Raw genomic sequence first — 12,299 nt, 5'->3', positions numbered from 1 at the left:
CCCGTTGTCGAGGCCCCCTCACGCTCTAGCGCTGCAGCCACTCCGAACGGAACAATCCGTGGCGCGAACACATCGCCTCCCAGCCGACAGGGTTGAGTTTGACCACCATACGACGCTCGCAGAGCGGGCAGATTCGTGGCACGTCCCATTCGCGGCCGGCGGGGTGCGAGAACTTCGCCTCGCCCGACAAGATGGCGTCGGCAAGCTCGGTGCTCTCGGGGATCCTCACAGCGCCTTGATGGTGTCGTAGACAGCCGGGATGCCCAGGCTCGTCACCCGGTCCACTGCTTCTCGGTCCGCCTCAATCGGCCGGCCAGCGGTGGTGAGGTAGTTGCCGCCAATGATTGCGTTGGCGCCTCCGAGCAGGCCTTTTTCGGTGCCGTCATCGCCAAGCGCGAGCTCCGTGCCGCCGGCGAAGCGCAGTTGCGCGGTGGGCATGGCGAGGCGAAATGCCGCCACGGCGCGCAGCGCCTCGCCCTGGGGCACCAGCGGGCGGTCGGCAAACGGGGTGCCCGGGCGCGGGTCGAGGAAGTTCATCGGCACCTCGTGGGGTTCTACCTCGGCGAGCTGGGCGGCGAACTCGGCGCGCTGCTGAAGCGTTTCGCCAAGCCCGATGATGCCGCCGCAGCAGACCTCCATGCCCTCGGCGCGCACATACTCGAGCGTGTTCTTGCGCTCGTCCCAGGTGTGGGTGGTGACCACGTTGGGGAAGAACGAGCGGGCGGTTTCAAAGTTGTGGTTGTAGCGGCTCACCCCCATCTCGCGCAGCTGGCGGGCCTGATCGCGGCTCAGGATGCCCAGTGAGGCGGAAATGGAGATGTCGACCTCGGCGTTGATGGCTTCAATCGCGTCCTTGACCTGGTCCAGCAAGCGCTCGGTCGGACCCTTCACCGCGGCGACGATGCAGAACTCGGCAGCCCCCATCTTCGCGGATTGGCGCGCGCCCTCGACGAGCTCCTCGATGTTCAGCGTGACCGCGCGCACGGGCGATTCAAACAGGCCGGACTGGGAGCAGAAGTGGCAGTCCTCGGGGCAGCCGCCGGTTTTCAGCGAGATGATGCCCTCGAGGCTCACCTCCACCCCGCAGTGCTTGATGCGGACCTCGTGGGCGAGCTCGAGGAGCTCGGTGAGATGGTCGTCTCCGATGTTGAGGACCTCGAGGATTTCGGCTTCGGTGAGGCCTTCGCCACGCTCGAGCACTTTTGCCCGCGCGGTGTCGAGGATGCTGGTTGCGCTCATGGTTGAACTCATGGTTGAACTCCGTTCAATTAGGTTGGCAACACTATATCCCAATCTGCTTAAACGGTGTTCAAGAATTGGCTACGCAGTTTCGTAATCGAGCGCACTGAGCGTCTCGCGGACCAGCGAAAGTTCCTTGCGGACCTCCTCCAGGCTCATGCGGTCGCGCACCGCCGCGGTGAGGCGCTCGACAACGCCGCTGGCCGCAAACTCCGCCGTGCAACGGATGTGTTCCGGAGACTTCATGCGGCCGGCCTGTTCCAGCAGCTGCGCAATCTCGATTTCGATGATCGGGCACAGGTACTGCATGCACAGGGAGTGAACCTGCCAGTGAATCGGGCCGTCGCAGAGGTTTCGCAAAGATGCGCCGTAGGAGCGCACGGTCTGGTGTAGGCCCTCAACGATCGCGTCCAGCAGCTTCGTCTCACCCGATGCGGCGGTGGTCCACTCGAGGGCCGGCTCGATCATCTTCTCCGCCGCCGCGAACAAAAGTGCGTCGCGGTCGGAAAAGTGCTCATAGAACACCTGTCGGCTCAGGTTGCCGGTTTTGACAATCTGGGACACCGACAGCGCCTCCGCGCGGTGGGTCTTTAACAGCTCGATCGTTGTCTGAATCAGCGTCGCGCGGGTGCGCACTGCTCGCGGATCGGTGCTCGTTTCGCGTCTCGCCACGTTCCTACCTTCCAGTTGCTCGTAACCAACGATAATAAATGCATCATTACGCATATAAAGAATCCGCCACCCAACGAAACTACACTCGTTGCAATGAATCAGGACACCGCCCTTGTTGAGACAACTGTCACTTTGCTCAAAGAGCTTATCCGGAACGCGTGCGTCAACGACCTCACGGCCGATTCCGGCAACGAAGTCCGCAACGCGGACACGCTGGAACGTTTTTTCGAAGGCACTGACGTTCGCGTGCAACGCTTCGAGCCTCACCCGTCCCGCGTCTCCATCGCGTTCACCGTCGAGGGAACTGACCCAAGCGCCGAACCGCTGACGCTACTCGGCCACACCGACGTCGTGCCCGTCGACCCGGCCAAGTGGACGCGCGATCCCTTCGGCGCCGAGGAGATCGACGGGCGAATCTACGGCCGCGGGGCCACCGACATGCTCTACGTCACCGCGGCGATGGCCGCCGTCACCCGTGACATCGCAACGTCGGAGCGGCGCCCGAAAGGCACGCTCACCTTCGTTGGCTGCGCCGACGAGGAAGCCCGCGGCGGGCTCGGCGCCGGGTGGATTGCCACGCACGAGCCGGATGCCTTCAGCTGGCGCAACTGCCTCTCCGAAGAAGGGGGAAGCCACCTGCCCGTGGCCGACGGCAGCGACGCCGTGGTCGTGGTCGTCGGCGAGAAGGGCGCCGCGCAGCGCAGGTTGACCGTCCACGGCGATGCCGGCCACGGTTCCACTCCCTACGGTCGCGAACTCACCGTTGGTCTCATCGCCGAGGTTGCGCGCCGCATCGCCGCGATGGAACCGGGCGTTGCACGCGATGAGCTGTGGGAGGGCTACGTGCGCGCCTTCCGCTTCGACGACGCCACACAAGAGGCGCTGATCAGCGGGGAATCCTTCGACGCGCTGGGAGACCTCGCCCGCTACTCGCACGCGATGAGCCACCTGACGGTCTCTCCGACGGTGTTGCGCGCCGGCCACGCCATCAACGTTTTGCCCTCGCAGGCGTACCTCGAGCTCGATATCCGGCCGCTGCCGGGGCAGACCCAGGAGGATGTCGACGCGGCCTTGCGCGATGCGCTCGGCGAGCTGGCTGAGCACGTCACCATTGAGCACCTCATTACCGAAGACGCCACCGTCTCACCCGCCTCCGGGCCGCTTTACGACGCCATCGTGGACACGATCGGCGAGTTCTTCGGCGACGCGCCAGTTGTTCCCACCATCGCCGCCGGGGGCTCGGACCTGCGCTTCGGGCGTCGCCGAGGCGGCGTGGGCTACGGTTTTGCCCTCCACCGCCGCGGCCGCACGCTTGGCGACGTCCTGGATCTGCTCCACTCTCACGACGAATACGTCGAGATCGCCGACGTGGAGCTCACGGTCAGGGCATACCGCTCGCTAGTGGGGCGCTTTATCGGCGCCTAAGAGCCGGAGAACTCGTAAAGCGTCTCGCCGCCGGCGTGCACGCGCACTCCGACCGGCGACGTCAGCCAGGCGTCGACATACAGCTCGTGTTCGTCGTCGAAGCAGCGCAGCGAGATGGTCTCGTTGCTCAGGTCGACGACATCCACGCTGGCGCGCGTCAGCCAGGGGTGGCGGCGGCGCACCCCGATGAGCGCCTGGTGCTCGGCAAAGATCCAGCCCCCCAGTGCGGAGAGCTCCTCCGGGGTGGGCGGCAGCTCGGGACGCACCGCGTCGTCGGCCTCGAAGCCTTCCGTGCGCAGGCCCACGAAGCCCTGCTCATCCCCGTAGTAGATCGAGGGCATTCCCGGCAGCGTGAGCAGCAGAGCCGTCGCAATGATCGCCTTGTCCTGGCCGATTTTCGAGGCGATGCGGTCGACGTCGTGGTTGCCCACGAACGTGTTGGGCAGCACGCGCTGCGCAATCTCCCGGTGGCGGCCCAGTGCGTGGTCGAGCTCGAAGAAATTCGCGTCGTGAAGCGAGGACCAGATCGCCTTCCACAGCTCGTACTGCGTGACCGAGTCCATCGTGCCGGCCGTCGCGATACCGGCGTAGTCGCCGTGAATAACCTCGCCGAGAAACATCGCGTCCGGGAACTGTTCGCGCACCCGGGCCAGGACATCCGCCCAGAAATCGGAGGGCACCGAGTAGGCGACGTCGAGGCGCCATCCGGCGATGCCGCGGCGCAGCCAGTGGCACATGATGTCAGTGACCATCTCGCGCACCTGCGGCTCGTCGTGGTGCAGGGTGGCCAGTTCACCGTGGCCCTCCCAGTCGGTGTCTCCGGCGAGGCCCTGCTGCACCGCCGGGTGCGTGCGCGCAACGTGGTTGAACACCCCGTCGAGCATGACGTTGATGCCGCGGGCCGTGCACTCCTGGATGAGCCAGTCGAAGTCCTCGCCGGTGCCCAGGCGCGCGTCGATTGCGTAATGGTCGAGTGTGTCGTAGCCGTGCCCGACAGACTCGAAGACGGGCCCGAGGAGCAGACCGTTGCAGCCGAGCTCGATGAGGTAGTCGAGCCAGGGGCCGAGCTTGCGCAGGCGGTGATCCGCATCCGCCTCGACGCGGTTGCGGATCGGCGCGCCGGTTGCCCCCAGCGGGTACACGTGCCACCAAATGGTGTTCCCAGTGGTCATTAGCACTCCCTAGCTGTCGCGAATCAACGGTTCGAGCCGGTCATAAAGGCGTTTCTCCCAGGCGCGCGCGACCTGGTCGTAGTTCGCCTCGCGCTCGTGCATGCCGCGGTGGGTGAAGGTGAGCTTGGTCGCGCCCTCACCGGCTTCTTCGAGGTCAAAGATGAGATCCGTGTCAGCCCAATGCTTGTCCTCACGGTCACTTCCAGAGGGCTCCACGTGCCACACCAGGCGGTCGCCGGCGCGCGCCTCGGCGACGCTGAATTCCGCGTACTGCTCATCGTTGTCGAAGCGGAACTCCCCGCCTTGTTCGCCGGCGGAGCCGTCAGTGGTTTCGATCGTCTCCTCCCACCACTGATCCGGCTGCGTGATCGCCTGATAGACCTTGTCGCGAGGCACCTCAATGGTTAAGGAGGTGGAGAAATCCTTCACCGCTTCGAGGTGCGTGCCGTCGGAGAATTCGTAGTCCGGCATGGCTGAATCCGGGTCGTAGATGCGCACGTCGTATCCGGTGTCGCGGATTGAGCGCACGCCCTCCTTGATCAGCATGCGGCCCGCCCTGTTGAAGGAGGTCACGTGCGAGACGTCGAGCACGATCGCCGAACCTCCCAGGCGGTAGTCCTCCAGGTCGTGGAGGATCTTTTCCGCGGCCGCGAAGTTAATCATGCCCTGAAGCTGCACCACGGTGGTGTCCTCGCGCCGGAGCACGGCCTTAATCCCGGGCGCGGAATAGTAGTCCGAGCCCATCAGGTTCAAACCGAGGGTTGAGGAAAGCTCCTTGAAAATTTTCACGCCGCGCACCGAGTTTCCCTGCTCGTTGAGCCTCGGGCTTAACGACGCTATGCCCAACTGCCCGGGCATCGTTCCGATGAGCCCTCCCGCAACGCCCGACTTCGCCGGGATTCCGACGTCGACCATCCAGCGGCCGGACCCGTCGTACATCCCGGCGGAAGTCATCACGGCCTGGGTGACCTGGCAGGCCGTGGAGGAAAGCACGCGCTCGCCCGTGATCGGTTGCACTCCGCCGTTCGCCAGGGTCGCGGCCATCGCGGCGAGATCTTTGACCGTAACCATGATCGAGCACTGCTGCGTGTACGAGTTCACGGCATCGTGGGGCACGTCGTTGACGATGTCGAATTCGCGGAGCAAGTGAGCGATGGCCAGGTTGCGGTCGGCTTTCTCCAGTTCGTGTTCGACCAGCGTCTCGTCGATACGCAGGTCGCGGCCCGCGAGTTGGGAGAAAAACGAGCGGATCTTCTCCACCCGGTCCTCGACAGAGGACTCCGCGCCGTTGATGAGCTGGTTGACCGCAATGGCGCCGGCGTTGATCATCGGGTTGGACGGACGGTTGTGTTCGTCGAGGGAGATCGCGTTGTACGCATCACCCGATGGTTCTACTCCCACCACCTGATGGACCTCATCGGGTCCGATCTCTTCCAGCGCGAGCGCGTAGACAAACGGCTTGGAGATGGACTGGATGGAAAACTCGCAGTCGTCGTCGCCTACCGAGTAGAGGTGGCCGGATACTGTGCACAGCGCAAGTCCGAGCTTGTCCGGATCGGCCTTGCTCAAGTCTTCGATGTAGTCGGCGACCTCGCCACCGTCGTCGTCGTGAACTAGATCGAGGATTCTGTTGAGGTACTCGGGTACGGGTGTCGGCATGGGGCCATGGTACACGCCGGCTGGGGATGCGAAGAGGGGCGGAAGACGCAGAAATACCCCTGAATTAGGGTGGGTTCTGAATCGAGCTAGCGGTCTGATACTACCTTTACAGGCGCCTTTTCTGGGAAATTTATGGAAATGAACCTGAACGCGGGTACCCCCACTCGCGAACCGGGTACAGCACCTATCCAGTAATTCTGTCAGTTTCGCGATTTCTGTAACGCCTTCCGTGAGAACACTGCTAATAATCTTCACTCACTAATCTTATATACCTATTTCTTGGCAAGCCTCACCTTTCTTAAAGTGGGAAGCGTCCAAACAAGCAACACGACATAGAAAGAGAGATCATCATGATCGAGATCTTCCAGGACCTCATCTGGTTCCTCAACACCACCCTCAAGCAGCTCGTCGTCCTTCCGATTGACCTGGCTTCCAACCTCTCCTCCATCGTCCTCTAAGACCGGCCGAGAGCTAAAAACCGCAACCAAATGGTTGCGGTTTTTTCATGACTCTATGGCCCTCATCTGCGTTCTTACACTTTCGTTCCCCGCGCGGATCACCACGCGGGTCGAAGAGGGTACGCAAGTGCATAGTGTGACTGCGAAGTCTCGTTATATCGTTGCAAGCGTTCAACCGACACCCTCCCGAAAGGAAAACCCGCTATGTCCCTCATCGCAGATCTCATCGTTGGCCTCATCGAGTCCGGCCTCAAGCAGCTCTCCTCCTCCATCGACTTCCAGGCTCTGCTGGAGACCGCTTCGTCCAAGGGCAGCTCCGCCATCGACGGCCTCTCCTCCAAGATCGAGGCTGGCAGCTCCGCTGAGGAAACTGCAACCACCACCGCTGCTGCAGCTGAGTAAGCTCAGTTAGCTAAAGCGCCAACCGCGCCACACCGCCCCACGCACACTCGGGGCCGTGGCGCGGTTTTTGCGCGCCGCGACATACCCGCTACGTCACCACAAACCCCGCTGCGCCGGCCCCTTCGACCGGCACAGCCTTGTCAGCTGCGCTGACCCACGCGGCCTCCCCGGGGCCGAGCGCAAGGCCCCCTACAGCAAGCTGACCTGCGGTATTAATGACGATGGCCGGGCCGGTGACGAACTCGCCGCCGGATATCGGGGCGACGCTGAAATCATCGACCGGAACGTTGAAAAAGCCGTCGACAAGCTGCGTCGTGGGGTTGTCCAGGGGGACGAACTTGAGAACCGAAAACAGCTCGTCGGTGTCAATGTGCTTACCCGTCATCCCACCGCGCAAAACGTTATCCGAGTTGGCCATCACCTCGACCCCCATCCCGCTCAGGTATGCGTGCAGGTTGCCGGCGGCGAGGAAAAGCGCCTCGCCGGGCTCGAGGGAAACGTGGTTGAGCAGCAGCGCCGCGACAACACCATTGTCGCCGGGGTATTCCCGCGCGATGAATGCCAGGTTGGACGCCACGGCGGCGAACTCCGAGTCCCCCGCCGCGAGCTCGGTCGCGCGCTGCGCCACCGCCTCGGCGGCGTCAACGGTCATCGCCAGCTTCAACGCGCGGGAGAGGCGCTCGGCAGTGTCGAGGGAGGCGTCGGCAAGCACCCGTTCCAGCTCAGCAAGCCGCGGCACCCCGAAGGCGCGCAGTAGCCTCAGCGTCCGCTCGATCGGCTGGAACCCCGCAACCGCCCGAAACGGTGTCAGCGCAATGAGCAGCTCCGGTTTGTGGTTGTCGTCCTTGTAATTGCGGTGCGCCGCACCGAGCGGGATGCCAGCGGCGTTCTCGCGCGCAAAACCCGCGCGCGCCTGCTCACGCGACGGGTGCGCCTGCAAGGACAGCGGCTTTTTCGCCGCGAGGAGCTTCACCAAAAACGGCAGCCGCTCACCCGACTCGCGCTCAATGACCTCATCGAGCGGGCCCTCGCTCGTCAGCGCAGGGGCGCTCGGGTGCGCGCCGAACCACAGCTCCGCCTCGGGCTCACCGGAAGGCGTGCGCCCCTGCAGGCCCGCGATGAGTTCCTCGTGGCCCCACTCGTAATTGTGCATCGTTCCGGTGAGCTTCAGGGCCACGAGGATCCTCCGTTAGTGGGACGCGTATCAGCGCGCTAAACAAAAAGTGCTCCTCCACCCTACACCGATTACCCAGTGGCGAGCGGAGGTGACGCATGGTTCTACCAGGGACAACACACCCTCCACCAAGAAAGGCGGGCCGAGATTCAGCGGTCTTCCTTGACGAGGAACTCCGGGATCTTCGCGGTGGGCACGACCACGATGTCATGGAGCCGGAAATCGAGGTTGTCAAGCAGCGTTTCAATTTCGCGCAGCTTGCCGACGCCCACCTCACGGCCCGGTCGCGGCACCACGAACACCTCCACATGCAGCACGTGACCCAAATCGCGGAACCGCGCCGCCGCGTCGTGCACCCAGTCCACGCCCTTGACCGCATCAACGGCCGTGTCCAGGATGGGGTGAACATTGCCGTCGAGGTCGGTCGGGCGCGCGTCGGTGAGGTCGCGGATCGCGGTGCGCAGGTTGCTGATGCCGTCGGCAACAATAGAGAAGGACACCACCATGGCCGCCACGGCATCCGTCCACCAGATGCCGAACCCGACGCCGAGCACGCCGACGATGGTGGCCACGCCGGTCATCCAATCCGCTTTGTTCATGTCCGCGTCGGCGTAAAGCACCTTGTCCTGCAGGGGCCCGGCCAGCCTCAACTTCATCCGGCCGAGAATCACCGGGCCGATGACAGACAACCCCATGACCACGACCATGAGCCAGCCCAGCCAGATACTGTGGCCGAACAGCACCACGGTGCCAATCGGCGGTTTCTCCTGGTTGATCAAGCCGCTCACGGAAGAAATCAGCAGGAAACTGCCCATCGCCAACAACGCCGAGCCCGCCACGACATGTCCGACGCCAATCGCCCGGTGGTGGCCGTAGGGGTGCTTCGCGTCCGGGTTTCTCCGGATGATTCGGGTGGCCACCAAAAACGCGATCGGCGGCAGCAAGGAGAGTAGGTCTTCGTACCACGCCGCCTTCATTGCTTGGGACTGGCCGGACACGATCCCGACCAGGGCGATCGTGACCGCGAGAACGCCGATGGTGACCCATTCCAGGCGCACCGCCTTGCGCAGCAGCTCACCCTGTTTGTCCGGCAGGGCGTCGATGCCGGAGCCGGTGCTCGCTTCATCCACGCCGGGCATCAGATTTCTCCCTCCGCGCGTGCCAGGTAGCGCTCGAGCTCCACCATCAGCTTGTTCTCCCCCATCGGCACGCCCATGACCATTTTCCCGTCGCTGCCGCTTTCACTGGTCACTGTGGAGTACGGGCGGGTCAGGGCCATGTGGCTGACCCAGGGTGAGGACGCGGTGAGACCGCCGATCATGACGTCGATATCACCGTCTTCGATCCAGCCCGCCAGCACGCTTTCCGACGCCACCTTGTACTCCACGTCCGCATTTATCGAATCCGCGAACCCCCGGATGAGCTCCGTCTCCGATCCCGAGACCTCGCCCGTCGCGTCATTTACGCTGGTCCACGGCTCGTGCTCGGACACACCGACGACCAGCGTGCCGTTGTGTGCCCGGTCGTAGGTGCCCACTGTGTCCAGGGGCAGAGCGGAGCAACCGGTGGCAACCGCCCCAGCGAAGGAAGCCGCCACTGCCACCCGCACCAAACGACGCACCACGCACCGCCTTTACCACCGTAGGAATTTTACAAACGGATCTTACTTGGTTTTGGGGAATCCGCTGCGCTACGTGGTTACAAGATTTTGCCCGCCGCGACAGTCACGATGGCTATGACGGCGACGGGCAGCAGAATCGCCCCGAGTAACGCCCACGCACCTGGCCGCGCGAAATTGAGCGTCGTTGACATGAGGTGTTCGGCTACAACCCGCTCGTCCGCAGGATTGGCGTAGAACATCCCCCACCGCAGATTACGGCTGAAGTCGTCGTGCCCGAACAGTTCAACGACGCGGCTTCGCGCCGCGCGCATTGCCACGACGAACCACCCGACCACACCGATGATTAGTGCGACCAGCAGCGTAACTGCCCACGGACCCTTCATCAGTCCGAGAAGCGACAGGGTCACTGCCCCCACCACCAAAGCTGTGAGCGCGGTCATGAGCTTCGCCACCAGCGGCAACACCTCGTTGGCCGTCGCGCGCGCCCGGTTAACGTCCTCAGCAGGCTTTTTTCGGCAGCTCCCTGTGCGCGATCTTCGCCTGCTGGTGGGCGGCGTACACGATGACCGAGGTAAGCACACCCAGTGGCACGATTGAAATGGCGAGCATGCCGAACACCGCGCCTGCAGACTTGTCCGTCCATGAATCCGCCTGCCCGCTTGGGCCCCAGTGAACAGGCAGCGGATCTGGAATGCGGTCGTAGTTCAGCCCCAGCACGAGCACGCACAAAGCGATGACCTCGTACTGCGCCACGAGCCACCCGAGCGGCGCGGGTACGAGCTCATAAATCCCGTCGTCATCAGACATACACCTATTGTGTGCGCATTGACCTGTGCTTTGTCACAGTGCGGCGGCTGCAATCGTCTAACAGGTATGAACTCCATCAATCTCAATCGCACCCACAAGACATTTTCCGCATCCGCGGTCGCACTGGAAGCCACCGCCCGGCGCGTGGACAAGGACACCCGCCTGACCGTGCAGCTGCGGGCGAGTTTTATCAACAACTGCCGCTACTGCATTGAACTCCACTCCTGTGAGGCCGGAAAGCGCGGGTGGGATGACAACCGCATTGCGCTGCTGCGCGACACCCGCCCGGGTGATTGGAGCGCAACGGATTTGAGCGACGACACCGTTCTCGTGCTCGAGTTCACGGACATGGGTACGCGGCTCAGCGAGATCGAACCGCACCAGCGGGAGGTGCTGATCCAGCGCGTCGTGGACCGGTTTGGCGTCAATGGAGCTTCTGACCTCATTACCGCGATCACCGCAATCAACATGTGGAACCGAATCTCCGTATTATCCGGGAAATGAACTCGGAGACGAGCGAAGAGGTGTGGCTGAGGGAGCGTCCGCGGCTCTTCGGCGTGGCGTATCACATCACGGGCAGTGTCGCTGATGCGGAAGACGCTGTTTCCGAGGCGTGGCTGCGTTTCGACGCCAGTCAGGATGTTCAGCACCCGCAGTCGTGGTTGGCCACCGTAACCGCACGCCTCGCGCTGGACATTGTCCGTTCTCCGGAACGGTCCAGAGTTGATTACGTCGGGCCGTGGCTGCCGGAGGTCGCTCACCCCGGACTCGGGCCAGAGGACAGCGCTTTGGCGAAACTCGAGCTTGATCGGGCGTTCGTCCGCATCCTCCAAGAGCTCTCCCCAGTGGACCGGGTTCTTTTCGTGCTCGCCGAGGCCTACGGTGTCAAAGCCGCCGAACTCGCGTCAGTGGCGGGCCTGACACCTGCAGCGGCACGCCAACGCCTCTCGCGCGCCCGGCGGCAGCTCGCGCAGACAGCTGAACTGCCCCGCAGCGCAGATGCCGCGACCCTCAGCATGCTCGTCTCAAGCCTTAACGACGGCGATCTCACGGCCCTGACGGACCTGCTGTCGGAGGGCGCGGTCCTGTGGACGGACTCCGGCGGGCTGACCAAAGCGGCCCGCCGGCCGATCTTCGGCTCAGACAAGGTTTCCCGTTTCATAGCGGGGATCGTCGGAAAGTACGGCCTCGGCAGGCTGGAAGTGTGCCACGCGCTGGGCGGGCCGGTGCTCCTGGTCCACTCAGCCGACCAGGTCCGAGCCATCACCGTGGAGATGTCCGGGGGCGAGATCACTGGGCTGCAAATCCAGCAGAATCAGCACAAGATCCGTATACGGCAGGCGACGTCGCTGCGCCCTGGCCCGCTTCCCGCGGCTGCTGACGAGCATCGGCAGAGGAAGGCCCGGGGCAAGCAACCCCCAACGTGAAAACCGGCCACCACAACGGCGGCCGGTTCATTCTGTCAGCGGTTCGCGATAGCTGGTCACGTCGTTTATTTCCCACCGGATTCCACCGACGTAGTGTCCAGAGTCCACCGCATTTCCGCAGCCGCCTGAACCGGCCTAAGACCTGCACCTATACTCCCCCTGATCTCGAGCAGACGCCGATAAACCTCTACGCATCTTCGTCTGTCGGGCCCACGATCTTCTCGTCCGATCGTCATACAGTGA

Annotated in this window: 14 protein-coding genes; 4 read left to right on the top strand and 10 right to left on the bottom strand. The window is 63.6% G+C overall.

The genetic code is table 11. From position 1 onward, the window contains the following. Window positions 1-25 precede the first annotated feature (25 nt). The 3 genes from bsaP to HMPREF0298_RS00565 form a co-directional block, all read right to left on the bottom strand. Window positions 26-229: a biotin synthase auxiliary protein BsaP gene (gene bsaP / locus HMPREF0298_RS00575; RefSeq protein ID WP_006839122.1), complete on the bottom strand. Its 204-nt coding sequence runs from the start codon at window positions 227-229 to the stop codon at window positions 26-28. Beyond that, window positions 226-1,239, bottom strand: coding sequence for a biotin synthase BioB (gene bioB / locus HMPREF0298_RS00570; protein WP_006839121.1), 1,014 nt, complete (start codon window positions 1,237-1,239; stop codon window positions 226-228). The genes bsaP and bioB overlap by 4 nt, the downstream gene beginning before the upstream one ends. An 81-nt stretch (window positions 1,240-1,320) precedes the next feature. Beyond that, entirely contained in the window at window positions 1,321-1,911 is a 591-nt protein-coding gene (locus HMPREF0298_RS00565) for a TetR/AcrR family transcriptional regulator (protein WP_169304948.1), read from the bottom strand. A 93-nt stretch (window positions 1,912-2,004) separates the two neighbouring features. On the opposite strand from HMPREF0298_RS00565, the gene HMPREF0298_RS00560 reads away from it, so the two are divergent. Continuing rightward, the gene (locus HMPREF0298_RS00560) at window positions 2,005-3,336 is read left to right on the top strand and encodes a M20/M25/M40 family metallo-hydrolase (RefSeq protein ID WP_006839119.1); all 1,332 of its coding nucleotides are present in this window, start codon (window positions 2,005-2,007) and stop codon (window positions 3,334-3,336) included. Here HMPREF0298_RS00560 and HMPREF0298_RS00555 read toward each other — a convergent pair. Both HMPREF0298_RS00555 and HMPREF0298_RS00550 read right to left on the bottom strand, forming a co-directional pair. Next, entirely contained in the window at window positions 3,333-4,508 is a 1,176-nt protein-coding gene (locus HMPREF0298_RS00555) for an alpha-amylase family protein (protein WP_006839118.1), read from the bottom strand. The genes HMPREF0298_RS00560 and HMPREF0298_RS00555 overlap by 4 nt on opposite strands. A gap of 9 nt (window positions 4,509-4,517) precedes the next feature. Further along, on the bottom strand, window positions 4,518-6,167 hold the full coding sequence (locus tag HMPREF0298_RS00550) for a glutaminase (RefSeq protein ID WP_006839117.1): 1,650 nt from the start codon (window positions 6,165-6,167) through the stop codon (window positions 4,518-4,520). 662 nt (window positions 6,168-6,829) lie between these two features. Between HMPREF0298_RS00550 and HMPREF0298_RS00545 the strand changes: the two genes are divergently transcribed. Then, window positions 6,830-7,027, top strand: a complete 198-nt coding sequence (locus HMPREF0298_RS00545) for a hypothetical protein (RefSeq protein WP_006839116.1) — start codon at window positions 6,830-6,832, stop codon at window positions 7,025-7,027. 88 nt (window positions 7,028-7,115) lie between these two features. Here HMPREF0298_RS00545 and manA read toward each other — a convergent pair whose 3' ends face one another. The 5 genes from manA to HMPREF0298_RS00520 all read right to left on the bottom strand — a co-directional run bounded on the left by manA (window position 7,116) and on the right by HMPREF0298_RS00520 (window position 10,629). After that, entirely contained in the window at window positions 7,116-8,204 is a 1,089-nt protein-coding gene (manA, locus tag HMPREF0298_RS00540; RefSeq protein WP_006839115.1) for a mannose-6-phosphate isomerase, class I, read from the bottom strand. A gap of 146 nt (window positions 8,205-8,350) precedes the next feature. Continuing rightward, window positions 8,351-9,340, bottom strand: coding sequence for a cation diffusion facilitator family transporter (locus tag HMPREF0298_RS00535; RefSeq protein ID WP_006839114.1), 990 nt, complete (start codon window positions 9,338-9,340; stop codon window positions 8,351-8,353). Continuing rightward, window positions 9,340-9,825, bottom strand: a complete 486-nt coding sequence (locus tag HMPREF0298_RS00530; protein ID WP_040422102.1) for a transporter substrate-binding domain-containing protein — start codon at window positions 9,823-9,825, stop codon at window positions 9,340-9,342. Before HMPREF0298_RS00530 ends, HMPREF0298_RS00535 begins: the two co-directional genes overlap by 1 nt. Before the next feature lie 74 nt (window positions 9,826-9,899). Beyond that, complete coding sequence (locus HMPREF0298_RS00525; protein WP_157464331.1) at window positions 9,900-10,274, bottom strand: hypothetical protein; 375 nt, start codon at window positions 10,272-10,274, stop codon at window positions 9,900-9,902. A 46-nt stretch (window positions 10,275-10,320) separates the two neighbouring features. Next, complete coding sequence (locus HMPREF0298_RS00520) at window positions 10,321-10,629, bottom strand: DUF1648 domain-containing protein (protein ID WP_006839111.1); 309 nt, start codon at window positions 10,627-10,629, stop codon at window positions 10,321-10,323. A gap of 66 nt (window positions 10,630-10,695) precedes the next feature. Between HMPREF0298_RS00520 and HMPREF0298_RS00515 the strand changes: the two genes are divergently transcribed. Both HMPREF0298_RS00515 and HMPREF0298_RS00510 read left to right on the top strand, forming a co-directional pair. After that, the gene (locus HMPREF0298_RS00515) at window positions 10,696-11,133 is read left to right on the top strand and encodes a carboxymuconolactone decarboxylase family protein (RefSeq protein WP_006839110.1); all 438 of its coding nucleotides are present in this window, start codon (window positions 10,696-10,698) and stop codon (window positions 11,131-11,133) included. Then, a complete protein-coding gene (locus HMPREF0298_RS00510) occupies window positions 11,130-12,056 on the top strand; it encodes a sigma-70 family RNA polymerase sigma factor (protein WP_006839109.1) in 927 nt (308 codons plus the stop codon). Before HMPREF0298_RS00515 ends, HMPREF0298_RS00510 begins: the two co-directional genes overlap by 4 nt. The last annotated feature ends 243 nt before the right edge of the window (window positions 12,057-12,299 follow it).

The sequence above is a fragment of the Corynebacterium lipophiloflavum DSM 44291 genome, from assembly GCF_000159635.1.
In the GTDB taxonomy this organism is placed as follows: Bacteria; Actinomycetota; Actinomycetes; order Mycobacteriales; family Mycobacteriaceae; genus Corynebacterium; species Corynebacterium lipophiloflavum.
This window is presented reverse-complemented; position numbering and strand designations above follow the sequence as displayed.

Bases quoted from the DNA above. Each gene is read 5' to 3' on its own strand.
- bioB (WP_006839121.1), bottom strand. From the start codon at position 1,239: ATGAGCGCAACCAGCATCCTCGACACCGCGCGGGCAAAAGTGCTCGAG.
- HMPREF0298_RS00560 (WP_006839119.1), top strand. From the start codon at position 2,005: ATGAATCAGGACACCGCCCTTGTTGAGACAACTGTCACTTTGCTCAAA.
- HMPREF0298_RS00555 (WP_006839118.1), bottom strand. From the start codon at position 4,508: ATGACCACTGGGAACACCATTTGGTGGCACGTGTACCCGCTGGGGGCA.
- HMPREF0298_RS00550 (WP_006839117.1), bottom strand. From the start codon at position 6,167: ATGCCGACACCCGTACCCGAGTACCTCAACAGAATCCTCGATCTAGTT.
- HMPREF0298_RS00545 (WP_006839116.1), top strand. From the start codon at position 6,830: ATGTCCCTCATCGCAGATCTCATCGTTGGCCTCATCGAGTCCGGCCTC.
- HMPREF0298_RS00535 (WP_006839114.1), bottom strand. From the start codon at position 9,340: ATGCCCGGCGTGGATGAAGCGAGCACCGGCTCCGGCATCGACGCCCTG.
- HMPREF0298_RS00520 (WP_006839111.1), bottom strand. From the start codon at position 10,629: ATGTCTGATGACGACGGGATTTATGAGCTCGTACCCGCGCCGCTCGGG.
- HMPREF0298_RS00515 (WP_006839110.1), top strand. From the start codon at position 10,696: ATGAACTCCATCAATCTCAATCGCACCCACAAGACATTTTCCGCATCC.
- HMPREF0298_RS00510 (WP_006839109.1), top strand. From the start codon at position 11,130: ATGAACTCGGAGACGAGCGAAGAGGTGTGGCTGAGGGAGCGTCCGCGG.